This window comes from Geoalkalibacter subterraneus (assembly GCF_000827125.1).
Taxonomy (GTDB): Bacteria; Desulfobacterota; Desulfuromonadia; order Desulfuromonadales; family Geoalkalibacteraceae; genus Geoalkalibacter_A; species Geoalkalibacter_A subterraneus.
Map to the genome: position 1 here is coordinate 1,003,940 of NZ_CP010311.1, position 24,384 is coordinate 1,028,323.

General features: G+C 57.5%; 23 protein-coding genes. 21 read left to right on the forward strand and 2 right to left on the reverse strand.

All coding sequences use genetic code 11. From position 1 onward, the window contains the following. Nucleotides 1–21: 21 nt before the first annotated feature. Genes GSUB_RS04495 through GSUB_RS04510 form a run of 4 tightly spaced genes read left to right on the forward strand, consistent with a single transcriptional unit; the run spans nt 22 to nt 4,792 of the window. A complete protein-coding gene (locus GSUB_RS04495) occupies nt 22–1,701 on the forward strand; it encodes a hybrid sensor histidine kinase/response regulator (protein ID WP_158414039.1) in 1,680 nt (559 codons plus the stop codon). Between the two features lie 18 nt (nt 1,702–1,719). Next, a complete protein-coding gene (gene argJ, locus GSUB_RS04500; RefSeq protein ID WP_040199405.1) occupies nt 1,720–2,919 on the forward strand; it encodes a bifunctional glutamate N-acetyltransferase/amino-acid acetyltransferase ArgJ in 1,200 nt (399 codons plus the stop codon). A gap of 17 nt (nt 2,920–2,936) precedes the next feature. Continuing rightward, nucleotides 2,937–3,599: a deoxyribose-phosphate aldolase gene (gene deoC / locus GSUB_RS04505; protein ID WP_040199406.1), complete on the forward strand. Its 663-nt coding sequence runs from the start codon at nt 2,937–2,939 to the stop codon at nt 3,597–3,599. After that, the gene (locus GSUB_RS04510; protein WP_200890171.1) at nt 3,596–4,792 is read left to right on the forward strand and encodes a phosphopentomutase; all 1,197 of its coding nucleotides are present in this window, start codon (nt 3,596–3,598) and stop codon (nt 4,790–4,792) included. The genes deoC and GSUB_RS04510 overlap by 4 nt, the downstream gene beginning before the upstream one ends. 4 nt (nt 4,793–4,796) lie before the next feature. Here GSUB_RS04510 and pfkA read toward each other — a convergent pair whose 3' ends face one another. After that, nucleotides 4,797–5,759, reverse strand: coding sequence for a 6-phosphofructokinase (gene pfkA, locus GSUB_RS04515; protein WP_040199407.1), 963 nt, complete (start codon nt 5,757–5,759; stop codon nt 4,797–4,799). A 210-nt stretch (nt 5,760–5,969) separates the two neighbouring features. On the opposite strand from pfkA, the gene lon reads away from it, so the two are divergent. From lon to GSUB_RS04560, 9 genes are all read left to right on the forward strand, one after another. Continuing rightward, complete coding sequence (gene lon, locus GSUB_RS04520; RefSeq protein ID WP_235269908.1) at nt 5,970–8,441, forward strand: endopeptidase La; 2,472 nt, start codon at nt 5,970–5,972, stop codon at nt 8,439–8,441. Further along, nucleotides 8,396–9,892, forward strand: coding sequence for a M16 family metallopeptidase (locus tag GSUB_RS04525; RefSeq protein WP_235269909.1), 1,497 nt, complete (start codon nt 8,396–8,398; stop codon nt 9,890–9,892). Before lon ends, GSUB_RS04525 begins: the two co-directional genes overlap by 46 nt. Next, nucleotides 9,889–11,316, forward strand: coding sequence for a M16 family metallopeptidase (locus GSUB_RS04530; RefSeq protein WP_040199410.1), 1,428 nt, complete (start codon nt 9,889–9,891; stop codon nt 11,314–11,316). The genes GSUB_RS04525 and GSUB_RS04530 overlap by 4 nt, the downstream gene beginning before the upstream one ends. A gap of 164 nt (nt 11,317–11,480) precedes the next feature. Beyond that, a complete protein-coding gene (locus tag GSUB_RS04535; RefSeq protein WP_052464541.1) occupies nt 11,481–13,049 on the forward strand; it encodes a c-type cytochrome in 1,569 nt (522 codons plus the stop codon). Nucleotides 13,050–13,055: 6 nt separating this feature from the next. After that, nucleotides 13,056–14,120 carry a hypothetical protein gene (locus GSUB_RS04540; protein WP_040199411.1) on the forward strand — a complete coding sequence of 355 codons (1,065 nt, stop codon included), beginning with the start codon at nt 13,056–13,058 and terminating at the stop codon, nt 14,118–14,120. Between the two features lie 61 nt (nt 14,121–14,181). Beyond that, nucleotides 14,182–16,032, forward strand: coding sequence for a DNA helicase RecQ (gene recQ / locus GSUB_RS04545; RefSeq protein ID WP_040199412.1), 1,851 nt, complete (start codon nt 14,182–14,184; stop codon nt 16,030–16,032). After that, a complete protein-coding gene (locus tag GSUB_RS04550; protein ID WP_040199413.1) occupies nt 16,029–16,271 on the forward strand; it encodes a DUF3820 family protein in 243 nt (80 codons plus the stop codon). Before recQ ends, GSUB_RS04550 begins: the two co-directional genes overlap by 4 nt. A gap of 212 nt (nt 16,272–16,483) precedes the next feature. Continuing rightward, nucleotides 16,484–16,945: a hypothetical protein gene (locus GSUB_RS04555; RefSeq protein WP_040199414.1), complete on the forward strand. Its 462-nt coding sequence runs from the start codon at nt 16,484–16,486 to the stop codon at nt 16,943–16,945. A gap of 47 nt (nt 16,946–16,992) precedes the next feature. Further along, entirely contained in the window at nt 16,993–18,363 is a 1,371-nt protein-coding gene (locus GSUB_RS04560) for a YihY/virulence factor BrkB family protein (RefSeq protein WP_040202095.1), read from the forward strand. Here GSUB_RS04560 and GSUB_RS04565 read toward each other — a convergent pair. Then, on the reverse strand, nt 18,351–19,070 hold the full coding sequence (locus GSUB_RS04565) for a UDP-2,3-diacylglucosamine diphosphatase (protein WP_040199415.1): 720 nt from the start codon (nt 19,068–19,070) through the stop codon (nt 18,351–18,353). The genes GSUB_RS04560 and GSUB_RS04565 overlap by 13 nt on opposite strands. Nucleotides 19,071–19,179: 109 nt before the next feature. On the opposite strand from GSUB_RS04565, the gene GSUB_RS04570 reads away from it, so the two are divergent. From GSUB_RS04570 to GSUB_RS04600, 8 genes are all read left to right on the forward strand, one after another. Then, entirely contained in the window at nt 19,180–19,587 is a 408-nt protein-coding gene (locus GSUB_RS04570; RefSeq protein ID WP_040199416.1) for a CoA-binding protein, read from the forward strand. Between the two features lie 122 nt (nt 19,588–19,709). Continuing rightward, nucleotides 19,710–20,159: a nucleoside recognition domain-containing protein gene (locus GSUB_RS04575; RefSeq protein ID WP_052464546.1), complete on the forward strand. Its 450-nt coding sequence runs from the start codon at nt 19,710–19,712 to the stop codon at nt 20,157–20,159. After that, a complete protein-coding gene (locus tag GSUB_RS04580) occupies nt 20,156–20,635 on the forward strand; it encodes a nucleoside recognition domain-containing protein (RefSeq protein WP_052464547.1) in 480 nt (159 codons plus the stop codon). The genes GSUB_RS04575 and GSUB_RS04580 overlap by 4 nt, the downstream gene beginning before the upstream one ends. Further along, entirely contained in the window at nt 20,632–20,883 is a 252-nt protein-coding gene (locus GSUB_RS04585) for a hypothetical protein (RefSeq protein ID WP_040199418.1), read from the forward strand. Before GSUB_RS04580 ends, GSUB_RS04585 begins: the two co-directional genes overlap by 4 nt. A 172-nt stretch (nt 20,884–21,055) precedes the next feature. Continuing rightward, nucleotides 21,056–22,336, forward strand: coding sequence for a tetratricopeptide repeat protein (locus tag GSUB_RS04590; RefSeq protein WP_040199420.1), 1,281 nt, complete (start codon nt 21,056–21,058; stop codon nt 22,334–22,336). Between the two features lie 212 nt (nt 22,337–22,548). Then, nucleotides 22,549–22,671: a hypothetical protein gene (locus GSUB_RS19865; RefSeq protein ID WP_268747561.1), complete on the forward strand. Its 123-nt coding sequence runs from the start codon at nt 22,549–22,551 to the stop codon at nt 22,669–22,671. After that, nucleotides 22,628–23,101, forward strand: coding sequence for a TIGR00725 family protein (locus GSUB_RS04595; RefSeq protein WP_040199421.1), 474 nt, complete (start codon nt 22,628–22,630; stop codon nt 23,099–23,101). Before GSUB_RS19865 ends, GSUB_RS04595 begins: the two co-directional genes overlap by 44 nt. Nucleotides 23,102–23,207: 106 nt before the next feature. Beyond that, entirely contained in the window at nt 23,208–24,272 is a 1,065-nt protein-coding gene (locus GSUB_RS04600; RefSeq protein WP_052464549.1) for a DHH family phosphoesterase, read from the forward strand. Nucleotides 24,273–24,384: the final 112 nt, after the last annotated feature.

The window sequence follows — 24,384 nt, forward strand, 5'->3', positions numbered from 1 at the left end:
GTGAATCAGGGGGAGATGGGCATGGATCTGGCTGACAGGAACGAGGTGGCGCCGACCATTCTGGTTGTTGATGATGCGCCTTTTTTCCGCCAGTCTGTTCGCAATGATCTGGAAAAGCACGGTTTTCGGGTGCTTGATTCCAATCATGGCGGGGAAGCGCGTACGCTGTTGGCCCAGGAAAACGTCTGTGTGGTGCTGACCGATCTGGACATGCCCGAGATGGATGGGCTCAATGTGCTGCGCATGGTGCGAGAGCAGTATCCCGAACTGCCGGTCATCATCATTTCTTCGCACCAGGATTTCTCCGCAGCCCGCCAGGTGCTGCGTCATGGCGCCCTTGACTACCTGGTCAAACCGTTGGAAGAGGACGAACTGATCGAGTCGGTGCGCCGTGCGGTTGATGTTCACCGCGCTTCGCTTGATGAGGCTGCTGCCCAGCGTGAGGCGCAGCGGCGTCTGTCTGACCTGATTCTTCTCAAGGAGATCGGTGAAACGGCCAGCAAGGGCGACGATCTGCAAATCCTCTTCGACAAGATCGTTGATTCCATCAGTCTCTCTGCCAATGTGGAGATGGTTTCGATGATGCTGCGCGATGACGAGGGCAATCTTTCCATTGCCGCAGCGCGCGGACTGTCTTCGGATATCATGAGCCGGGCCAAGGTTGCGCCGGGCGAGGGTATCTCCGGCCACGTCCTGGCGACCGGGCGTCCGGTGCTGATCGCAGACCTGTCGCGGGATCAGCGGTTCCATTCCGCAGGCGACGCCGAGCGTTACAAGAACCAGTCGCTGTTATCCGTCCCCATCCGCATCAAGGACCGGGTGCTGGGCGTCATCAACGTCAACAACAAACTCTCCGGCGAGACCTTTCACGTTGAAGACCAGAATCTTCTGACCACCATCGCCCACCAGGTTGCGCTCGCCATTGAAAATTTCAAGCTTGTTTCCAACCTGCGCCAGCAGGCCCGGGAGCTTGAAGAGGCCAACCTGCACCTGGTCAAGTTCAACAAGGCACGATCCAAGCTGGTCTGTAATCTTTCTCACGAACTCAAAACCCCGCTGACTTCAATTCTCGGTTTCGTTGACCTGATCATCAATTTTTTCGATCATATCGACCGGGATGAACTGCGCGATTACCTGGGTAAGGTGCACTCTGAAAGCCTTCATATGGAGAAGCTTATCTCTGGGATGCTGCGCCTGTTCACCATTGATTCCGGCGGTGAGCAGTGGGATTGGCGCAGTTTCTCCATCGAGGGTCTGCTCAGCGAGGCGATGAACCGTAAAGGCTACGAAATCAACGAGAAAGAGATCGCGACCCGGGTGGAAATCCCACCGGATCTCCATGATATTTATGGCGATCCGGAAAAGGTGGCCATGCTGATCAACGCCTTGGTGGACAACGCGGTCAAGTTCAATCGGCTGGGAGGGGGAATTCTGGTGCGGCTTGAAAACCGGCTGGTGGAAGAGAGGCCGCATGTCTATATGAAAATTCACAACGATGGCCTGGCTGTGCCGCCTGAAGCAAGTGAGGATGTTTTTAACGAATACACCCAGTTGGGTGACATTAATACCGAGAAGCCCACGGGAGTCGGCATCGGGCTTGCCATCTGCAAGGCCATTCTCAATCGCATGGGCGGACATATTTTCCTGGAAGAAACCGACGGCGAGGGCACGACCTTTGGTGTCCTTTTCCCTACCGGCTGAACAGAGGAGCCCCCGGGTATGAGCGAGCAGAAGCCTCCCCGCGTCAAAGGGTATAAATTTGCCTCCCGCAGTGCGGGACTTAAGAAATCGGGACGTCCGGATCTGGCCTTGATCTTCTCCGAAGTTCCCGCGCGTTGTGCCGGAGTGTTTACCACCAACAAAGTCGTGGCCGCCCCAGTTGTCGTCAGTGCCCCGAAGGTTCGGGCAGGGCAGTGCCAGGCGGTGCTGATCAACAGCGGCAATGCCAATGCCTGCACAGGTCAACAGGGGCTCAGCGATGCTCTGCGTTGCGGCGAGTTGGCTGCTGCTGCGCTGGGTTTGCCCGAAGACCTGGTGGTGGTGGCATCGACCGGCGTGATCGGGCAGAATCTTCCCATGATCAAATTCGAACAGCATATCGGGTTGCTGCCTGGGGAACTCGAGGCCGGCGGCGCGCCCGGAGTGGCTGAGGCCATGCGGACCACCGATGCCTTCGCCAAGATCAGCTGGCGCGAGGGGGAGGTTGCAGGCAAGTTATACCGGATTCTCGGTCTGGCCAAAGGGGCGGGGATGATTCACCCCAATATGGCGACCATGCTGGCCTACGTCGTCACCGACGCCCTGGTTTCCCCGGAATTGCTTGACGAGACCCTGCGGTGGTGTGTCAATCGCTCTTTCAATGCCATCACGGTCGATGGCGATACTTCGACCAATGATATGGTGTTGATTCTGAGCAATGGCCAGGCGGAAACAGAGGAAATTTTTCCCGGAACCCCGCAGGCACAGGATTTTCAACAGAAGCTTCTCGAGGTTCTGACCGAACTGGCAAAGATGATTGTGCGCGACGGCGAAGGAGCCACGAAAGTGGTTCAGATCAGCGTGCGTGGAGCACAAGACAGCGTTCAGGCGCAGACCGTGGCGCGCAGCGTGGCCACATCCAGTCTGGTGAAAACCGCTTTTTTCGGGGAAGACGCCAACTGGGGACGCATCATCGCGGCCGTGGGCTATTCCGGTGCCGAAGTTGACCCCGATCGTATATCGATTTATTTCGATGACGTGGAGGTGGTTAAAAGCGGGTTGGGCACCGGCCCGGAGCAGGAAGCTCTGGCTACGGACGTGCTGAAAAAGCCTGAGTTTACAGTGCATATCGATTTAGCTCTCGGTGACGGGGAAGGTGTCTATTACACCTCCGACCTCACCTATGACTATGTACGCATCAATGCGGACTATCGAACCTGAATCCCCGGTATGACCTGATGAATCCTGCCTGCCATATCGATCATACCCTGCTTAAGCCCGACGCCACGCATGACCAGATCCGTACGCTGTGCGAACAGGCAGCTGAGTATCAATTTGCCGCAGTCTGCATTCCTCCTGTTTATGTCGCTCTTGCCGCGGAACAATTGTATGGCTCAGGGGTCGAGATCGCCACAGTGGTCGGTTTCCCTTTGGGATACTGCGATCCGCGCACCAAGGTGTTTGAAACCCGTGTTGCGCTGGAGCGGGGTGCGACCGAAATCGACATGGTTATTCCCCTGGGTGCGGCTCGTGAGAATGATTTTTCGCGGGTGGGCGATGAGGTGGCGGCCGTTGTCGAGGCCGCACCGAATGTGCCGGTGAAGGTGATTCTCGAAACGGCATTATTTGCTCCGCAGATTGTCAAATGCCTGGCCGAAACGGTGTTGGAGGCGGGAGCCGCCATGCTTAAAACATCGACCGGCTTTGGCCCCGGGGGGGCGACTCTGGAGATGGTGCGCCTGCTGGCACAGGTGGCGGATGGGCATGCCGGGGTCAAGGCGGCGGGCGGCATTAGGGACTGGCCGACCTGCAGTCAGTATCTGCGGGCCGGCGCCACCCGCATCGGCACCAGCAATGCTCTGCAGATCATGGCGCAGTGGCAGTCCGGAACCCATCGGTGAGCAAGGCGGGTACGGTCATCGAACGGGTTGTCCTGATTGTCCTCGACGGTGTCGGTGTCGGCGCACTGCCCGATGCGGAAGTCTACCGTGACGGGAGCGCCAATACACTGGGGCATGTCGCCCGCAGTCACGGAGGGCTTTCCCTGCCTCACCTTGAAGCGCTGGGCCTGGGGAACATCCTTACGCTGAGCGGTGTCTCACCCTGTCCCAACCCGCAGGCCGGGTGGGGGAAAATGGCGGAAAAAGCCGCCGGCAAAGATACCACTGCCGGCCATTGGGAAATTGCCGGCGTGGTGATGAAGCAGCCTTTCGCCACCTTTCCTGATGGTTTTCCTGATGAAATCATGCAGGCTTTCCATAAGGCCACCGGCCTGGGGTGGCTGGGCAATGAAGTGGCCAGCGGGACTGAAATTATCGCCCGTCTGGGTGAATCTCACCTGCGCACCGGCCTGCCGATTATTTACACCAGCGTTGATTCGGTTTTTCAGATCGCCGTCCACGAGGACATCATCCCCCCTGAGAAGCTTTACGAAATCTGCCGCGTTGCCCGCCGAATCCTTGATCCATACCATGTCGGGCGCGTTATCGCACGTCCCTTCATCGGTCGTAACTCAGCTGGTTTCCGCCGAACCTCCCGCCGCCACGACTTTTCCATGCCACCGCCTGAAAAAACCGTCCTCGATCGCTTGCGCGCGCTCGATCTGCCGGTAATGGGCGTCGGAAAGATCGGCGACATCTTTTGCGGGCAGGGTCTCAGCGCCTTCCACCCGAGCCGGGACAATCGCCACGGCATGGAGCTGACGTGGCAGTGTTTGGCGGAAATCAAGCGAGGGCTGGTATTCACCAACCTGGTGGATTTCGACATGCTTTACGGGCATCGCCGCGATGTTGCGGGTTTTGCCGCAGCCCTGCAGGATTTCGACCGGTGGCTGCCGCAGCTCATGGAGGATATGACGGGGCGCGACCTGCTGATCATTACCGCCGATCACGGCTGTGATCCGACCACCGAGGGGACCGATCACAGCCGTGAATATGTGCCGTTGCTGGTGTGGGGGCCTGCGCTGCAAACAGGGTGTGATCTGGGTGTGCGCGCAAGTTTTACCGATATCGCTGCAACCCTGGGGGATATCTTCGGCTGCGGCTCACCTGCCGGAAAAAGCTTTCTCCCCCAATTGCCCCTGCGGCTTGTATAGGCCCTTAAAAATCGAGAGATTTGGACAATTGCACCATGCTTTTGTCGATGGGACGGATCTTTCCTGTCAGCACCTTTTCCAGGTCGGTCAGTTTCATCTTCGACGCAGATAAGCCGATCATCTTACCCGACTCTCCCTCCATCAGGGCCTGTACTGCTCCCTGGCCGAATCGAGATCCGAGCAGGCGGTCGAAGCTTGACGGCGAGCCGCCGCGCTGATAATGCCCCAGCACCATGATGCGCGATTCGAAGCCGATACAGTCCTTGATCTGATTTGAAATTTCCTGGGCCGTGGCGACTCCCTCGGCCACCAGGATAATCGAATTGTCGCGCCCTTCGCGGTAACGTTTGCGCAGGTTCTCGCAGATCCTGCCGATATTGAAGGGGGTTTCCGGGATCAGGGCATGTTCTGCACCGCAGGCAATAGCCGCAACCAATGTCAGGTATCCACAATTGCGCCCCATGATTTCGACGATGAAGGCACGATCATGACTTGATGCGGTATCCTTGAGGCAGTCGATGGCGTAAACGATGTTGTTCAATGCCGTATCGACTCCCAGCGACATGGATGTGTAGGGGATGTCATTGTCAATGGAGGCCGGGATGCCGATCGTTTTGATGCCGCGCCGGTGCAGGCTGAGAGCGCCCCGCAGGGAACCGTCTCCCCCAATGACCACCAGTCCTTCGACGCCCATGCCTTTGAGGTTTTCAGCCGCGAGGTTCTGTCCGGCCTCTTCCATCATCTCCTTGCAGCGCGCACTCTGCAGAAAGGTGCCGCCACGCTGTAGAATATTGCTGACCGAACGGGTGCTCATCATGCCGTAGTTCCGGTCTATCAGCCCTTTATACCCTTTGTTGATACCGACGACCTCAAGTCCCGAAGAAAGGGCCGAACGCACCACCGCGCGCACTGCGGCGTTCATGCCGGAACTGTCGCCGCCGCTGGTCAATACCGCAATACGTTTCACAGATTTTCTCCTTTGGCTGAAGATATCAGGTGATTTCATGTTATTCGCTTCAAGTACGAGTTAACCATTCCACCTCCTCTTTGTCAAAAGCCGAATTGAGGCGGCTTGACAGGGGTGCAATGACTGTTATTTTTGATAAACAGTTGTAATTCCTTATTTCTTTCTGCCAGAGGAAAAATCCCCGTTCCGCTGAAGAGGAGACTTCAACTTTTGGATTCTCGCCGGATCCCCGATATTGTCCCCCTGGTTCCGTTGCGGGAGCAGGTGGTTTTCCCGCATATGATCTCCTCTCTCCATGTGAAAGGGGATGACATGGGTGCCGTTGAGCGGGCCCTGCAGGATCAGCGCATTCTGGCCCTGTTCTATAATGGACAGTCTTCCCCGCGATTCGACCACAACCAAATGGCGGAGATCGGCACATTGTGTCGTATCAACCAGGTCCAGCGGTTCAACGAAGGCAACGCCAAGATCACCGTCGAGGGTCTGGTCAGAGGCCGGTTGGGAACCTGTGTTCCCGACAGCCACTGTCTTATGGCGCGGGTGACGGTTCTGGAAGAGCCCCTTGATCAGGGGCTTGTGGCACAAACGCTGGTTCAGAGTGTCTATTCCCTTCTGAAGGTTGCCCTGGCCCACGGACGTCCGCTGCCCGGCGACGTCATGAAAATGGTCGAGCGCATTGAAGAGCCCGGACGTCTGGCCGACCTGATCGCTGTCTATCTGGGGCTTGCCCCTGCGGTTCAGCAGCGAATGCTTGAGATTCTCAATCCCGTGGAGCGGCTCAAGGAAGTCTACCTGATTCTTTCCGGCGAGATTCAGAAACAGCAGGTCCGCAGCGAAATTCAGGAGGAAGTCTCCCGCAAGATCGGCAAGAATCAGAAAGAATATCTGCTGCGTGAGCAGATGAAGCAGATTCAGAAAGAACTGGGTGATGATGATCCGCGCCAGAGCGAAATAGATGAATTCCGCTCCCGCCTGGAACGCACGCAAATGCCGTCTGATGTCCTGCGGGTCGCCGAACGAGAAATGGCCCGCTTTGAGCGCCTCCACCCTGCGAGTCCCGAGTATGGTGTTGCCCGCAATTACCTGGAGTACCTTGTCGAACTGCCCTGGAATCGCTCCAGCGAGGATGTGCTCGATATCCCACGCGCGCAGACCATCCTGGATGAAGATCACTTCGACCTGAAAGAGGTCAAAGAGCGTATTCTTGAGTTTCTGGCCGTGCGCTCCCTTCGACCGCAGGGAAGCAAGGGGCCTATCCTGTGTTTTGTCGGGGCGCCCGGTGTAGGGAAGACCTCCCTGGGACGCTCCATTGCCCGGGCACTGGGTCGGAGTTTTATCCGCATTGCCCTTGGCGGGATGAAGGATGAAGCTGAGGTGCGGGGCCATCGCCGAACCTATATCGGCGCCATGCCCGGCCGCATTGTGCAGGAAATCAATCGCGTCGGGGTCAATAACCCGGTATTCATGCTTGATGAAATCGACAAGATCGGGCACGATTTCCGTGGGGATCCCTCATCGGCGCTGCTTGAGGTTCTTGATCCGGAGCAGAACAACACTTTTCGCGATCATTATCTCGATGTGCCTTTCGATCTGTCCCAGGTGATGTTCATCACGACCGCCAATACCCTGGATCCTATCCCCGCAGCCCTGCGCGACCGCCTTGAAATCGTGCGCCTTTCAGGCTACGGTGATGAGGAGAAAGAGCAGATCGCCGTTCGTTACCTGATCCCCAAGCAGATTGAGGAAAACGGCTTGCAGAATGCCCCTCCCGAATTTCATCCCGAGGCGTTGCGAGCCATTATCCGGGACTACACACGCGAGGCCGGAGTGCGGCATCTCGAACGGCAGATCGCCGGAATCTGCCGTAAACTGGCCAAGGAAATCACCCTGGGGCTTGACCCGCAGCGCCAGGTGACGGTGAAGCGGGTTGGTGATCTGCTGGGTCCCTGTACTTTTTTTGCCGAGATCGCTGAGGATGTGGATCGGATCGGAGTGGCGACCGGCCTGGCATGGACTGAAAGCGGCGGAGACATTATCTTCGTGGAAGTGACCCGCATGCCCGGCCGCAAGGAACTGACCCTGACCGGGCGGCTTGGCGACGTGATGCAGGAATCGGCCCGCACCGCCCTGTCCTTTGTGCGGACCAATGCCGAGCGACTGGGGATTGACGGCGAGGTGTTCGAACGCAGCGACTTTCACGTGCATGTCCCGGCAGGGGCCGTTCCCAAAGACGGGCCTTCCGCTGGTGTCACCCTGGCGGTCGCGCTGGTGTCCCTGTTGACCGGACGGCCCGTGCGGCGGCGTGTCGCCCTGACCGGCGAGTTGACCCTGAGCGGTCGCGTGCTGCCTGTCGGTGGGGTGAAAGAGAAAATCCTGGCGGCCCGGCGGGCCGGCGTCGCCACTGCCTTGTTGCCGCGGCGCAATCAAACGCAGGTTGAAGCCATGGACAAGGGGATCATTGGAGATCTTGAAATCCAATACATGGAAACAGCGGATGATGCCCTTGCTACGGCGTTGCTCCCCGTTGAGCGTGTTCGCGGCTCCTTTACACGTTTTCCCTGTATTCCCCTTCCGATGTCGGACCGTCCGTTTGAACTTTCTCCCCAAAGAATAAATTCCTGCAAGGAGCAACCTCTGTGTGTACCTCTGTGCGTTCTATCGTCTTGCTGTGTTTTGTATTAATCGGTCTGCCCTTTGTGTCGGCTCAGGCGCAGACCCTGGCCGACAAAGTGATCGAACATGACCTGGACAACGGATTAAAGCTGCTTATGGTTGAGCGCGATGCCACACCCACGTTCACCGCCTACATCACCCTCGGTGTGGGAGCGGTGAACGAGACCAGTGAATATCGGGGAGTGGCCCATCTGCTTGAACACATGCTGTTCAAGGGAACCCGGACTCTCGGCACGGTCGACTATGAACAGGAGAAGCCGCTGCTGGAACAGATTGAGCAGGTCGGAGCAAAGCTTGATGAATTGCGGACGCGGCGGGATGTCGACCCCGACGAGGTTCAACAACTCGAACAGCGTCTGGACCGCCTGCAGCAGGAACACAAAAAATTCGTGGTCAAGGATGAGTTCGCCCGCATCTACGCTGAAAACGGAGGCGTCGGCTACAATGCCTTTACCAGCAAGGATCTGACCTCCTACCTGATATCGCTGCCGTCCAACAAGCTTGAACTCTGGGCCGCGATCGAATCGGACCGGATGAAGAATGCCGTCCTGCGTGAATTCTACACCGAACGCGAGGTGATCAAGGAAGAGCGCCGACGCTCCTACGAAACCAGTCCTCGTGGGCTGCTTTATGAAAACCTGCTGGCGACTGCCTTTACGGTTCACCCCTACCGCAATCCCATCATCGGCTGGATGTCCGATATCGAGAATCTGACCCTGGAGGAAACGCGCTCGTTTTTAAAGCGCTACTATGCGCCCACCAATACGGTGATCGCGCTGGTGGGTGATATCGATCCCGCGGAAACCATTGCGCTGATCGAGCGTTATTTCGGCGATATCGATCCCGGCGTTCCCGTCATGCCCGTTACAGCTGTTGAGCCCCCTCAGAACGGGGAAAAAAGGCGTCATGTTCAGTTCGACGCGGAGCCGCAGCTTTCGATGGCTTTTCATAAGCCGACTCTGCCGAGTCGTGAGGATTACGTTTTTGACCTACTCGACCAGATATTGGGACAGGGACCCACCTCGCGTCTTTATCGCAGCCTGGTGCTTGAGAAGCAGATCGCTACCGCAGTTTCCACCTATGGCGCCCCTGGAGCGCGTTATCCCAACCTCTATGTCATTAATGCCACACCCCGTCATCCGCATACCGTTGAAGAAGTGGAAGAGGCGATTATGGCCGAGATCGAGAGACTGACCCGCGAACCGGTGAGCGAAGCTGAACTCGAAAAGGCCCGCAGCCGCCTGCGCACCGACCGGCTGCGTTTTCTGCGCGGCAACAACGGGTTGGCCCGCATGCTGACCTACTATCAGAGTGTGGCAGGGGATTGGCGCTACCTGGTCAACTACGACCGGAAGGTGGCGCAACTCGATGCGGAGGACATTGTTCAGGTGGCCCGGCAGTGGCTCACGAAAGCCAATCGAACGGTTGTCACCCTGAGTGCTGAAGGAGAAAAGCAATGATATTGCGCAAGCTTGCTTTCCTGTTGCTGCCGACTGCCATGCTGGCGTTTTGTTTGTCGGGCTGTTCTCTCTCAGCCTCTGAAGCGTCACCGCGGAATCTGACCTTTGCGCCTCTCGAGTTTGATGTGCCCGAGATTGTGCGCGAAAAGCGGGAGAATGGATTGCAGCTCTATCTCAAGCCCGATCATGAGCTTCCCTTGGTTCGTATTACGGCTATGCTGGGTGTCGGCGCCATTGTCGAGCCGCCGGAAAAGACAGGCTTGGCAGCAATCTATGCGTCGCTTCTGCGGCAGGGGGGCGCCGGCGATCTCTCTCCCGATGAGATGGATGAAACCCTTGAGCAGATGGCGGCCAACTTTTCCGCCAATGCCGACACCTACGCCGTAACTCTTGAGCTGTCGCTGCGTGCCGCGGATCTGGATCGCGCACTGGAAATCCTCTCCCAGGTTCTGCGGCGCCCCCGCTTCGACTCGACGCGACTCGAAATCATCAAACGTCGGATGCAGGAAGAGATCCGGCGTCGCAACGACGACCCTGCGCAGCTTTCGCGCCATATTCTGTACCGGGCTCTTTATGGTGAGCATCCCCTGGGGCTTCGTCCGGAGATGGAAACGGTCAATGCCGTTGAGCGTGCCGACCTGGTCGAACTCCACCGGGAATACAGCCATCCCAATAACCTTCAGATCGGCATTTCCGGAGATTTCGACCCGCAGCAACTCGAAGGGCTGATGACCCAATATTTTGACGATTGGACCTCAGGGTCTGTCGCGCAGCTGCCGATTCCGCCCCTCGGCCAGACTCCCGCTCCCGCGACCTGGGTCGCGTCCAAGGAGCTGAGCCAGACCACGATCCTGCTGGGGCAAATCGGCCTGACAAAAGACAACCCCGATCAGTATGCCGTGCGGGTCATGAATTATCTGCTGGGCGGCGGCGGCTTCAATTCGCGCCTGATGCGCAAGATCCGCTCTGATCGCGGTCTCGCTTATTCCGTTTTCTCCTCCTATCAGGTGGGGCGCCGCCTGCCGGGGCCCTTTATCGCCGGCTGTGAAACGCGCCCTGACGCTGTTGAAGAAGTCATCGAACTGATGCGACAGACCATGGAAGAGATGCGCAGTGATCCCGTTTCTCTGCAAGAGCTCAAGCTGGCCAGGGAGAGCCTGATCAATTCTTTTGTCTTTACCTTTGAGGATCAGCACGACGTGGTGACCATGACCATGCGTCTGGATTACTATGATTATCCGGCGGATTACCTCAGCGGTTACCGGGATCGGATCGCCGCGGTCACCCGCGAAGACGTCATGCAGGTGGCGCGCCGTTACCTCGACCCCGAACGGCAGGCGTTGGTGCTGGTCGGCGATATCGATGCCGATGATCCCGCATTGAGGCGTTTTGGAAAGCCGGTCAGGCAATTCGATCAGGAATAACAATGCCGGATGAGGATGTCTTCATCGTTTTGGTGACGATCTCTTTTTTTGCCGTACCAGTATGTGCTCGACGGACTCACCGTCCTGTGGTGATGCGCCGGTCAATTGCCGGGAATCAAAAAGTGCGGCCTCGCTAACACCGGATTCACAGATGGAGGAACCTGATGGAGTACCCGGTATGGTATCTGCCCCAGTTTTCGGGGGGCAGCCTTATTGCCCTGATTGCCGTGACCCACGTATTCGTGGCTCATTTCGCCGTAGGCGGGGGGCTTTATCTGGTGCTGGCGGAGCGTATGGGGCTGCGGGAAGGCGACCCCGACGTTCTTGATTTCACTTACCGTCACGCACGCTTTTTCATCCTGGTCACCCTGGTTTACGGCAGCTTGACGGGGGTCGGAATCTGGTTCGCCATCTCCCTGGTACAGCCCGCTGCAACCTCTCTGCTGATCCATAATTTCGTCTTTTTCTGGGCCGCTGAGTGGGTATTCTTCCTGGTGGAGATCGTGGCCGCCATGGTTTATTTCTATACATTCGGCCGTATGCGGTCCGGAAGTCACCAGGTGGTCGGCTGGATCTACTTTATCTCCGCCTGGTGCAGTCTGTTTCTGATCAACGGAATCATCACTTTCATGATGACCCCCGGCGGCTGGCTTGAAAGCGGCAACCCCTGGGAGGGCTTTTTCAATCCGACTTTCTGGCCGTCCCTGCTGGTCAGGACTTTTCTCGCAATCTTCCTGGCGGGGATCTATGCCTTTGTTTCGACCGCTTTTTTGCAGGATGCACGTCTTAAGCGGCGCATGACCCGGTTTTCAAGTTGGTGGGTTCTGATCGCCGCCCTTGGCGCTCTCCCCAGTGGCTGGTGGTATCTGCAGCAACTGCCGGAGTCGGCGCGCAACATCCTGATGCACGCCCCGCCGCAGTTGGCCACAATACTGCTGGCGGCCCTCTGGATGGCCGCAATCGGCGGTGTGCTGAGCCTGATTTTCTGTCTGCTTCGCCCGCAATGGCACAATAAAATTGTTGCGTTGCTGGTTCTGGCCTGCGGGCTTGGTGTGATGGGCGGCTTCGAATGGGCTCGCGAGGGTTCGCGCCGACCCTTTGTCATCTATGACAGGCTCTATTCCAACAGCATTCCTCCGCAGAAGATCGAGATGCTCAATGAGCAGGGCTTTCTCCCCTCAGCCAGGTGGACCCATGACAAGGAAGTCACAGAAGCGAACCGTATGACCGCGGGCGAGGACCTGTTCAAGTTTCAATGTTATGCCTGCCACACGCTGGGCGGGCGCAATAACGACCTCTATTCGCGCACTGCGGGGATCGCTTTCGAGGGGATGGCCGGTTACATTGAAAACCTCCATACCATTCGCCCCTTTATGCCGCCCTTCGTCGGCACTGCGAATGAAGCCCGTACCCTGGCCGCCTGGCTGGTTAAGGATGTTCACGGAATTGAGATTCCGGCGCAGATTCTGTTGCCTGAGAAAGCGATTGAACGTGAGCATGAAGATCGCTCAACCCTCGGAGAATCTCTTTACCAGCAGCGCTGCTCCCCCTGTCATGGCTTGCGTCAGGGAGGCAACGCTATGAACGCCAGGGTGCGCGGTTGGGAACGCGACCGTATCCGCGCGGCACTGGATGACTTGCCGCGTATGAGCCCGGCCATGCCACCGCTTATGCTGCCTGCCGAGCAAAAAGATGCCCTGGCGGATTTTCTCGCCGATTTGGCGCAGGAGTAGTTCCCGATGACTGAACTCATACCCACTGCTGACGTTCTGCCCGCCGCCCCCTGGATCTTTCGCGCGCTGCAGGCACTGGTTTTTCCCATCCACCTGCTTTTCATGAACATGCTGCTCGGCTGCGCCGGAGTGGCCCTCTATGCAGGGATGAATGGGGCTGGTCCCCGGCGCCACCTGGCTCATGCCCTGGCCAGGGCCCTCCCGGTGCTGATGGCGATTGCGGTCAATTTCGGTGTCGCCGCACTGCTCTTTGTGCAGCTGCTGTGGGGGCCGTTTCTTTATACCAGCTCCATTCTTTCCGCGGTCTTCTGGATCAGTATTATCGCATTGCTGATCATTGCCTATTACGCCTTGTATCTGTACGATTTCCGTTTTGACCGCCTGGGGCGGCTGCGGCAGATTGTCATTTTTGCAGCGGCGCTCATTTTTCTTGTGATACCGTTTATCTTCACCAACAATATGACCCTGATGCTCAATCCTCAGGCCTGGGAGGGATATTTCGAGAGCAGCGCGGGAATTCTTCTTAATTGGGCGGACCCCACGCTGCTCCCGCGCTATCTGCATTTCATTCTTGGAAGCCTTGCCGTGGGCGGATTGTTCGTTGCCCTTTATATCCGCCATCGAGGTCGCCACGATTTTTTCGTCGAGGAGGAAGGGGTACGCATTGGAATGGCCTGGTTTTCCTGGTTGACTCTGATTCAGATGATCGACGGGATGGTCTTTCTGGTCTTGCTGCCTGCGCCGGTGCAGAAGATGTTGCTCGGAGGAAGCCCCCATGGCACAGGGGTTTTCCTGCTTGGTTTTGTTCTGGCTGTGCTGGCGCTGGTGGCTGGTTTCCGAGGACGGGTTACTCTGGCCGCAGTGGTCGTTGTGCCGCTGGTCTTTGTCATGAGCGAAGTTCGTGCCGTGGTTCGTTCCGGCTACCTTGCGCCTCATTTCAATCTGGAGATGGTGCCTGTTTCCACTCAGCTGTCGCCGCTGGCAATGTTTCTGACCGTACTTGTTCTGGGCGTGGCCGTAATGAGCTGGCTACTGTGGCGATGTGCCCAGGCTTTGCGTTTCGGGCGTTGACCCCGATTGTCTGTCTTTAGCATTTCCCCAATTGCTTTTTTGGGGGGAGGGGATTTGATTCATGTCCGTACCTGATTCGCCGCTGGATACCCTGCGGTCTGTCTTTGGTTTTCGAGAGTTCAAAAGTCGCCAGCGCGAGATTGTCGATACGCTGCTCGCCGGGGAGGACGCCTTTGTCCTGATGCCCACCGGCGGTGGCAAGTCGTTGTGCTACCAGATTCCGGCGCTTCTTCGCGGGGGCACCGCGATTGTCGTTTCGCCGCTGATTTCCCTGATGAAGGATCAGGTGGATGCTCTGCAGGCCAATGGCGTGCAGGCTGCCTTTTACAATTCTTCACAGAGCGCCGATGATGCGCGTCGCGTTCTTGCGCGCCTGCATGCGGGTGAGCTGCGCCTGCTCTATGTCGCGCCGGAGAGGTTGATGAGCGACGCCTTCCAGGACCGTCTGCGCGACCTGGATATTTCCCTGTTCGCCATCGACGAAGCGCACTGCGTCAGTCAATGGGGGCATGATTTCAGGCCGGAATATGTGCGACTGGGCGAGCTGCGCAGCCGCTTTCCCCAGGTACCCATGGTTGCTCTGACCGCAACGGCTGATCCGCAGACCCGCAACGATATAGCGCAGCGATTGAAGCTGGAGCGGGCGCGTATCTTTGTGGCAGGCTTCGATCGCCCCAATATCCGTTACACGATCACTGAAAAAGCCAAACCCTTCCAGCAGTTGATGACCTTTTTGGGCTCCAGGCACAACCAGGCGGGAATCGTTTATGCCCTGTCGCGCAAAAGAACCGAGCAGGTCGCCCACCGCCTGAGGGAGCAGGGGATCGATGCGGCACCCTACCACGCCGGGCTCGGTGAAGAGGAGCGGCGCAGGGTGCAGGAGGCTTTTCAACGCGACGATTTGCGGGTGGTGGTGGCGACGGTCGCCTTCGGCATGGGAATCGATAAGCCTAATGTGCGTTTTGTCGTTCATTACGACCTGCCGAAAAATATTGAAAGCTATTACCAGGAAACCGGACGCGCGGGACGTGACGGTCTGCCGTCCGAGGCGCTGCTGCTGTTCGGGCCCGGCGATGTGGCGCAGGCCCGCGCCCTGATCGAAAAGAATCAGAATCCGAATCAGAGAAGGATCGAGCTGCACAAGCTCAATACCATGGTCGGCCTGTGCGAGGCGCAGATCTGCCGCCGACGGGTGCTGCTGGGCTACTTCGGTGATGAGCTGAATGAAGATTGCGGCAACTGCGACCTGTGTCTCGATCCCCCGGAGCGGTTCGACGCTACGGTGCCGGCGCAGAAAGCCCTTTCCTGCGTGTTCCGTGTCGGCCAGCGGTTCGGCGTCGGTCATGTCGTCGACGTGCTGCGTGGTGCCGATAATGAGCGTATCCGCCGTCTGGGGCATGAGCGCCTGTCGACTTACGGCATCGGTGCCGACCTCGGCGTAGATGAGTGGAACAGTCTATTACGCCATCTCGTTCACCTGGGGTATCTGACACAGGATGCGGCGCAATATTCCGTACTCAAACTGACGGAAAAGGCGCGGCCGATTTTGCGGGGAGAAGAGAAGCTGGTGCTGCCGCGCCCCCGCACCCGGGTGGAGACGCCCCGCAAAGTCAAACGCAAAGGTCGGGAGGACCTGGACTATGACGCGGAATTGTTTGAAGCCCTTCGCCGCCTGCGTAAAGAGCTCGCCGACGCAGCCGCCGTCCCGCCTTTTGTGGTTTTCAGTGACGCCACCCTGGCGGAGATGGCGGCCTTTATCCCCAGGGATCGCGATGCACTGTTGAGCATCAACGGGGTGGGGCAGGCCAAGCTTAAGCGCTACGGTGAGGAATTCCTGCGTGTTCTGCGCAATCATGGCCAGGGCGAGGATGCCGCTGAAGACAACAGTATTCTTTTGGTGGAACACGAATGACAAACGATCCTCTGTCGCCCGATCATGGTTTTATGCTCGACCTGGTTCACACCCGCATGCCGTTCGGACGTTATGCGGGGCGCAGATTGATTGACCTGCCGGAACCCTATCTGGTCTGGTTTGCCGGGCAGGGCTTTCCCGAAGGCCGCCTGGGGCGCATGCTGCAGTCAGTTTATGAGATCAAGGTCAACGGGCTGGAGCATCTGCTGGAGCCCTTGAGAAACGTAAAAAAAGAGTAATTGTTCAGCATGGGAGCTGCAAACCCATGCGATGAATAGCAAAATACAAAAAAGAAGGGTCCCGGAAATAGAAACACGTTATACTCTGAATATCGGTTGCTGCTCAGAGTACGGATTGTTTTTTGGGGGGCGGCAGCAGCAACAACAGTATTTTCCCTGCGGATGCAGGATCGATCTGTGTGACGTGTGACGATTTGCCTTGGGGGAGAGACATGCGCCTTGATGCCGAATTGGCCCACCCGGCCGTGGAGAGTCTGGAAAAGTACCAGCAATTGCTCGATCAGGTTTTGCACAAAGATGCGAGAGTCGACAATATGAGAAGCGCCTCCGATTGTGCCCAGCCGGCGCTCCTGCTCTGGGTCGAGGCTGTGGCCCTGGCTCTCGAGTTGGAGCAACTGGATGAGAGCGAGGTTGAAAAAGTTCGTCGGCGTGCTGCCGAATACCACCCTGATGGGCTCTGCCCTTTGTTCTCCGATGGCGGGTGCCGTCTGGAGCAAAGCCGCCCCCTCTCCTGTCGTCTGCGGGATCCCCGCACACCCCCGTCTCTGGACAGAACCAGTTTTGCGGCGGACCTGGCAGCCATCAACCGTCAATTCGTCTCGGAAGTGTTTCATAGCCTGGCCCCGGAAACGAAGCAGCTGACCGTTGCTGAGTCTTTGTTGCTGGATGTGTAGAATCTGCAGGACGCCCGTCTGCAGTGAGGAGTTTTTTGAAGGTTATTATGGCAGATCTCAAGCAGGCATTCGAAAAAGTCAGAAACTTTGTGCGCCGTGATCTCTGGGACCCGGCTTTTTATCAGCAATCCCTTGGTCGGCGCATCCTTATACAGCCGGGGCAGGCGGTCACCCTTGTGGTTCGCGACTTTATTGCAGACCGTTGTCTGCTGCGTGCTTCAGCCCTGACCTTTGCCTCAGTGCTGGCCATTGTGCCCCTTCTGGCGCTGATGTTTGCCATGCTCAAAGGTTTCGGCGTGCAGAACCGGCTGGAGCCGCTCATCCTGGAACATATTGCAGTCGGTTCAGATCAGATCGTTTCTCAGATTGTCGCCTATATCGACAACACCAATGCCGGCCGCCTGGGGATGGTGGGCCTTGCCACGCTGCTGCTGACAGTGCTGGCTCTTCTTTCAAATATCGAGAAAAGTTTTAACGCGGTATGGGGTGTGGAGGAAACGCGCTCGCTTTTCCGCCGCTTCGCCGATTATTTTTCGGTGGTGACCATCGGGCCGCTGCTGATTCTTTCAGCGATCTCCATGACATCGTCGCTGCAGAGCACGGCGCTGGTAGAGGCCCTCAAAAATTACTCCTACGTCGGAGATCTGGTCCTTTTTCTGTTTAAAATCCTGCCCTTTCTCGGAATGTGGATCGCTTTTACCGCCCTCTATATTTTCATGCCCAATACCCGGGTGCGGGTTTCCACCGCTTTTGCCGGTGGGGTCATAGGTGGCTCCCTCTGGCAGTTGGCCCAATTCGGCTATGTTCATTTTCAGGTCGGCGTCTCCAAATACAACGCCATTTACGGCACAATGGCGGCTCTGCCCATTTTCATGATCTGGATCTATCTCAGCTGGCTGATCGTGCTTCTCGGGCTGGAGGTCAGCTACACTCTTCAGAATTTGGGCGCGTTGCGGCAACAGATCCGCGAAACCTCCTTTAATCAGGTCGGTCACGAGAAGGTCGCACTGGCGGTGGTGTTGCTGACGGCGAAAATATTCCATCGCGGTGAAAAGCCCTGGAGCCTGGAGCGGATTGTCTCCTATCTGCAATATCCGCCCCGCCTGGTGCGCGGCGAAGTCATTCGCTTGAAAAATATGGGGTTTCTCAGTCAGATCAGCGAAGATGGTGATGATGAATTCGCGTATCAGCCAGGGCGCTCGCCGCAGACCCTGCCCATGTACGAACTGCTTCGAAGCCTGCGTCATGACGGCCCCGAGGTGATTGGAGACGAGGGGGTTGAAGAGCAGCGGATTGTGGGCGATCTTCAGGAGAGGCTGGAGGCTGCAGAGCGTGAGGTCCTGGCCGGGGCATCATTGCAGGATCTGGTCGGCCGCCTGTCGCAGGACGCCGACAGCCGCAAGGGTCAGGCTGAGTAGGTTTTGAGTTCAAAGTGGCCGTTTTCATGCACCGCGTAGGAAAACCGGGTGATCCAGTCGCCGAGTCCCAGGAGCAGACCCTGATCCAGATCGCGCCGGAAGGCTTGGTGGAAATGTCCGGTAATGACGATGTCGCACCCCTGGGCAAGGCGGTCGCGGGCGAATTTCTCCAGCAACTCGAGGGGCAGGCTGCGTTTGCTTTTGGCCGCGTTGCCTTTCTGGCTCATGCGACTGGCCCATAACGCAACACGCCAGGTCAGGTCCCCGGGCAGTAGCGCCATAGACGCCTTGATTGGCGCGCTGCGCAACAGTCTGCGCCACAGCAGGTATCCCCGGTCCCGGTCGTTGATCAGATCCCCGTGACAGAGAAAAACCCGTTTGCCGTCGATTTCGACCGTTCCGCCGTCCGGCAGGATCAGACAATCCAGGTTGTCTCTGAAAAAGGGGCCGAGATGAAAGTCGTGATTTCCTTCGACGTAAACGATCTGCGTACCGTCACGATGCAATGACCTGAGTTTTTCGAGTATCGGTATGTAGGGGGTGAACACCAGGTGGCGGTAGCCCACCCAGAATTCAAAAAGGTCGCCGAGAATATAAAGAGTGCGCATCCGGCCGCGCTGCGATTCCAGAAACGTCAGCAGCTGCTGATAGTTTTTGGTGCCAGGGGAGAGCAGGTGGGCGTCAGCCAGGAAGATATCGCGCGTCATGGGGCGAATTTACCCGCCCCTTATGCCAAAGTCAAGCGCGGGGGGGGGGGCGGTTTTTCCGCGATCCGTTAACCTGCATTTTATTCCACAAAAACCAGGGAGGTTTTTTATGAGTGTTCAGGAAAAGATCAATCGTTTTCTCGAAGCTGAGGCTTTTGGTGTTGTGGGCGCTTCATCCAAACCCCATAAGTACGGATACAAAGTCCTGCGCTGCTATCAGCAGAACGACCGGCGGGCGATACCGGTCAATCCGGTCGAGAAGGAGATTGCCGGCGTGCCTTGCGTGAGCGACGTTTCGCAGCTGCCGCCGGAGGTTAAAAGTATTTCCGTCATCACGCCCCCGCAGGTGACGGAGAAAGTTGTCGACAAAGCGCTGGAGGCGGGGCATATCGAGAACATCTGGATGCAGCCCGGCGCTGAGAGTGCCGCTGCGGTGGAACGGGCCGAGAAGGCCGGCCTCAATGTGATCGCTGACGGCAGTTGTATTCTGGTTGTCCTCGGCTATCGCGGGCATTGAGTCGCACTGTATCTTCAGCCTTTGAATGACGGTCCGCCGGCGGTGGACAAGCGTGGGGATGATGGTTATCATGCGTTCACCTGTAAGACTGACACAATTCCCATCCCGTTGAGGACGCATTCGTGACAGAAGAATCCATCCCCGATGTGGCGACCCGCCTGAAAACCGGTTTGAGTGACGGATGGCGCACCAGCCTGAAACTGACCAAATGGGTCGTGCCCATTTACCTGGTGGTCGATCTGCTGAAACAGACCCCCGTTCTTGATCGGATGGGGGCCGTTTTTGCTCCCCTGATGACGACCTTCGGCCTGCCGGGAGAAACGGCCTTTGCCTTTGTCGCTGCTTTTACTCTCAATCTGTATGCGGCGATTGCCATTCTGGTTCCCCTTGAGTTGACCTCATGGCAGATTACGCAGTGTGGCCTGATGATGGGGATCGCTCATAATCTTCTGGTCGAAGGGGGTGTTTTAAGCAGCACCGGCGCACGCGGCGGCCTGCTGACCCTGTGTCGACTCCTCTTGGCTGCGTGCTGCGGCTGGCTGATGTACCTGGTTCGGGTTCTGTCGGCATGATTGAGCTGTTTCTCGATAGTCTGCTGGCGGCCTGCCGACTGGGGCTGAAGCTTGTTCTCATCATCGTTCCGTTGGTCACGATTTTCGAGTTGGCGCGTTACCTGTCGTTTTTCCGGCGGGTGGGGCAGGGGGTCGAGCCGCTGATGAAGGGCATGGGTCTCTCTCGGAGTGCAGCTGCACCTTTGTTCACCGGGATTTTCCTCGGCATCGCCTATGGGGCCGGCATTATCATTCGCGTTGCGCGACAGAACAATCTTTCGCGGCGGGAGGTTTTTCTGGTCGGGTTATTTCTGGCAACCTGTCACGCCGTGATCGAGGATACTTTGATATTTGTCGTGATCGGGGGGGATTTCTGGGTCATGCTGGGGGTTCGTCTTGTGCTCGCCGTGTTTTTGACGGCGCTGCTGGCCTGGCTGTGGCCCAAGCCTGATCAGGCGGCCCCCGCAGGACACTCAGACGACAGGGCGGTGCCATGAAAATAATTCTGATCCTGTGTGGGGGCCTTTTCCTCCTTCTCGGTGGTCATGTGTTCATGGCGGGATTAGAGGACTACCAATCCGAGAGCGCGCGCATGGCCCGCCAGATCGGCAGTCGACTCAATATCTCGCGACCGTTCTGGAATGAGCCGGGCGTGCGGGAAATGGCCATCGGCAGTTCGTCTATGGTGGCCGGGGCTGTTCTGCTGATTTTTATTGGCGGTGCGGGGCCGCGCCCCGGACCCTGATCCGGCCCTGCACTGGCTTTTGGCGTGAAACCACGCAATCTGATATGATAGCGGATAAACTTTCATCGTATTTCATAAAAGAGGTCATCTTGCGGACTCAGTGTCTGAGGCCGCAGAGACCATAACAACAGTTTTATGCCGTCGAGAAATGGACGTGCGATCCGGAGCATGCATGAACGAAGAATTTGACGACCTTGAAGATTTTTTTGACCAGGAAGGATTCGATGACCGTCTGGAGCTGGCCCAGATGTCTCTGGATCAGGGGGATAGTGAAGAGGCCCTTGAGCTGGTCGAGGAGTTTCTTGAGGATCACCCCTTCGATGTCGAAGCCTTGAATATCTGCGCCGTTGCCGCGACCAACCTGCAGGATGAGGTCAAGGCGATGGCGATTTACCGCAAAGCGCTGCGGCTCGATCCGAAAAACGGAGCCATTCATCACAACTACGGGGTGCTGCTCGATCGCCTCGGACGTCATCGCGAGGCGCTGGATCATCTGCGTAAGGCGTTGAATTTTCAGCCTGATTTTCCTGAAGCTTATGTCAACCTCGGCAATGTTCTGGATGAACTGGGGGAGACGCCGGAAGCCCTGAAAATGTATGACGAGGCCCTGAAACGCCGCCCTGATTCCGCAGATGCGTATTTCAACAAGGGGCATGCTCTCAATCGCATGGGGCGCTACGCCGAGGCCGAGGAATGCTTCCGGGCCGCTTTGGGCATGGAGCCCAATGACCCTGCCTGCCTCAATGGACGTGCTTTTTCCCTGGCCGGCCTGGGGCGCGATGAGGAGGCGGTTGCCTGTTACAACCGTGCCATCGGGCGCGAGCGCGGTAATCCCAACTATTTTTTCAACCGGGGACTGTCCCTGGTGCGCCTCGGGCGTTTTGAAGAGGCTCTCTTCGATTTTGAGACCGCCCTGGAAGCAGAACCCTCCTTTTTCGAAGCTCTCCTCGAAAAAGGCAATGTCCTCATGGAACTGCAGCGTTTCGATGAGGCGCGTGAAATACTCGAAGAGGCGGCACAGCGCGAACCTCTCAGCGCCGAGCCTCCCTTTTACCTGGCACTGCTGCTCGAACGTCAGGGCAATCGCGAAGCGGCTCTTGGTGCGCTAGAGGAAAGCCTGCGGATCGATCCGGACTCAATTCATACCCTCAACAACAAAGGCAGCGTTCTGATGGATCTCGGCCGCCTTGATGAAGCGATGACCTGCTTTGATGCTATCCTTGAACGCACCGATGTCTATCCTCTGGCCCACTATAACCGCGCCTGCATTTTTGCCCGTATGGGACGGACTGCTGATGCGGTCAGGGCTCTGTCCAGGGCCTCGCGCCTGGAACCGCATTTTCTGAGCGACGCACAGATCGATGCCGATTTCGACCCCATTCGAGAGAAACCATCTTTCAAAAAACTGGTGTGCGCCCAAGCCGGTGAATCCACAGGACAGCTGACGTCATGACCCCGCCCGACGCTCTCGATTCCCGCCTCAAGGGGATGATTTGTGCCAGGATTCATGCTGGTCTGGCCGTAACTGTTCAACGTGCCCGAATTTTGGTCTCCAGCAAGGCGCGAGCAGCGCAGAAGCGCAGCATACATCAGTTAGGTGAGCATTTAAGCAGCACAGCAACGCCGCTGGCGGGCAAAAGGCGGGTGTGCTGAATACGTCAGGCCATGGCTTTTTCCAGTGTCACCGTCGTGACCAACAGCCTGCTGCTCAAGCGGCGGGCGGCCGATTTGCAGGAGCGCGACCATGTCGGTACGGAAACTTATGATCGGAGTGATCGGAGCCGGTGAGGCCTCTGAGCAGGCCCGGCAGTGGGCCTATGAAATCGGGCGCCTGATCGCCTGGCGCGATGCGGTTCTGGTGTGTGGCGGAATGGGTGGAGTGATGGAAGAAGCCTGCCGCGGCTGCATCGAAGCCGGCGGCCAGACGATAGGCATTCTACCCGGCGACCAGGCCGATCAGGGCAACCCCTGGGTCAGCCTCCCGGTCGTGACCGATCTGGGCCACGCCCGCAATGTCATTATTGCCCATACCGCCCGTGCCCTGGTGGCGGTGGAGGGCGAATACGGCACCCTCTCCGAGATCGCCATCGCATTGAAGCTGGGCCGACCGGTAACCGCCCTGGGAGGCTGGCGCGATATCCCCGGCGTGATGCCTGCCGTCACCCCGCGCGGCGCCGTAAGCTGGATCTTCGACCGCCTCGGTCGGAAGGATTCCTGATCTCGAAACTGTTCAGCATGGAAGCTGCGCCCCCGCGAGGTAGATGCTCCAGATCTTCAACTGATCTGATTTCTTTCATAACGCAGTTCAAGGAGACTTACTGTTCATGGCCCTCGACCTGACACACTCTCGGGAATTTTCTGAACAGTTTATCAGTTGGGCCCAGGGAAAAGGGCGGGTGCTGATTGTCACCCATGATAATCCCGATCCCGATTCTCTGGCCTCCGCAACCGCTCTGCGCCACCTGCTTCTGGTCAAGAACGGACAGGACGCGGTGATCACCTTCGGCGGCATGATCGGGCGAGGGGAGAACCGCCAGATGGTCAGGGAACTGGAAATCAAGAGTTCCCCTATTCATTCCCTGGATCTCAATCATTTCAACGTGGTGTGCATGGTCGATACTCAGCCCGGCACCGGCAACAACTCCTGTCCCGAGGATCAGCCGGTTCATCTGGTCATCGATCATCACCCGGTCCGGGAGAACAGCCGCTGCTGCCGGTGGGTCGACATTCGCGAGGATTACGGCGCCTCCGCGACCATCCTGCATGAATACCTTCTCGCCCAGAAAATATCCATGAGCACAAAGCTGGCGACGGCGCTGTTTTATGCTATCAAATCCGAAACCCAGGACCTGGGTCGCGAGTGGTGCCGGGCTGACCGGGAGAGTTATCTGCAGCTGATTCCGCTGGTCAACAACCGGATTCTGTTCAATATCGTTCAATCCAAGGTTCCCCTGGAATATTTTCGTGTATTCAATAAAGCCATCAGCAATGCTCGCATATTCGAAGGTGTCCTGGTGTTCAACCTGTTTGAAATAAGCCATCCTGAAATTGTCGCCGAAATGGCCGATTTCCTGATGCGTGCCGAAGAAATTGATGTGGTGCTGGGCCTGGGAATTTACAAAAACAGCGGCGTCCTCTCCTTTCGTACCCAGTCTCAGGAGATCAACGCCGGGGAAGTGATGCGCCATGTGGTCGAAGGTTTCGGTACCGCCGGCGGTCACGGCATGATTGCGGGGGGGCAGGTGCCGGATCTGCCCGCCGACCCGGATGCTTTAAGAGATCTGGAAGAACGTCTGACGCAACGCCTTCTGGAGCGTTTGCAGCGCTCTCCCAACCATTGTGAAACATTGGTGGGATTTCAATCCATCCCCAGCCCGAGTAACATCTGAGTTGCTGCAGTGCTGACGCATGAAATTCCCTACGCCGATAAACAGCGCTACTCCGGGGGGACTCTAAAATATTTTGTCGCAAAACAACCCTAGACAACGCTTCGGCTTTTCG

What these genes read in the sequence shown, in the direction of transcription:
- GSUB_RS04495 (WP_158414039.1), top strand. Translation starts at nt 22, where the DNA reads ATGGATCTGGCTGACAGGAACGAGGTGGCGCCGACCATTCTGGTTGTT.
- argJ (WP_040199405.1), top strand. Translation starts at nt 1,720, where the DNA reads ATGAGCGAGCAGAAGCCTCCCCGCGTCAAAGGGTATAAATTTGCCTCC.
- deoC (WP_040199406.1), top strand. Translation starts at nt 2,937, where the DNA reads ATGAATCCTGCCTGCCATATCGATCATACCCTGCTTAAGCCCGACGCC.
- GSUB_RS04530 (WP_040199410.1), top strand. Translation starts at nt 9,889, where the DNA reads ATGATATTGCGCAAGCTTGCTTTCCTGTTGCTGCCGACTGCCATGCTG.
- GSUB_RS04535 (WP_052464541.1), top strand. Translation starts at nt 11,481, where the DNA reads ATGGAGTACCCGGTATGGTATCTGCCCCAGTTTTCGGGGGGCAGCCTT.
- GSUB_RS04540 (WP_040199411.1), top strand. Translation starts at nt 13,056, where the DNA reads ATGACTGAACTCATACCCACTGCTGACGTTCTGCCCGCCGCCCCCTGG.
- recQ (WP_040199412.1), top strand. Translation starts at nt 14,182, where the DNA reads ATGTCCGTACCTGATTCGCCGCTGGATACCCTGCGGTCTGTCTTTGGT.
- GSUB_RS04550 (WP_040199413.1), top strand. Translation starts at nt 16,029, where the DNA reads ATGACAAACGATCCTCTGTCGCCCGATCATGGTTTTATGCTCGACCTG.
- GSUB_RS04555 (WP_040199414.1), top strand. Translation starts at nt 16,484, where the DNA reads ATGCGCCTTGATGCCGAATTGGCCCACCCGGCCGTGGAGAGTCTGGAA.
- GSUB_RS04560 (WP_040202095.1), top strand. Translation starts at nt 16,993, where the DNA reads ATGGCAGATCTCAAGCAGGCATTCGAAAAAGTCAGAAACTTTGTGCGC.
- GSUB_RS04565 (WP_040199415.1), bottom strand. Translation starts at nt 19,070, where the DNA reads ATGACGCGCGATATCTTCCTGGCTGACGCCCACCTGCTCTCCCCTGGC.
- GSUB_RS04570 (WP_040199416.1), top strand. Translation starts at nt 19,180, where the DNA reads ATGAGTGTTCAGGAAAAGATCAATCGTTTTCTCGAAGCTGAGGCTTTT.
- GSUB_RS04580 (WP_052464547.1), top strand. Translation starts at nt 20,156, where the DNA reads ATGATTGAGCTGTTTCTCGATAGTCTGCTGGCGGCCTGCCGACTGGGG.
- GSUB_RS04585 (WP_040199418.1), top strand. Translation starts at nt 20,632, where the DNA reads ATGAAAATAATTCTGATCCTGTGTGGGGGCCTTTTCCTCCTTCTCGGT.
- GSUB_RS04590 (WP_040199420.1), top strand. Translation starts at nt 21,056, where the DNA reads ATGAACGAAGAATTTGACGACCTTGAAGATTTTTTTGACCAGGAAGGA.
- GSUB_RS19865 (WP_268747561.1), top strand. Translation starts at nt 22,549, where the DNA reads ATGGCTTTTTCCAGTGTCACCGTCGTGACCAACAGCCTGCTGCTCAAG.
- GSUB_RS04595 (WP_040199421.1), top strand. Translation starts at nt 22,628, where the DNA reads ATGTCGGTACGGAAACTTATGATCGGAGTGATCGGAGCCGGTGAGGCC.
- GSUB_RS04600 (WP_052464549.1), top strand. Translation starts at nt 23,208, where the DNA reads ATGGCCCTCGACCTGACACACTCTCGGGAATTTTCTGAACAGTTTATC.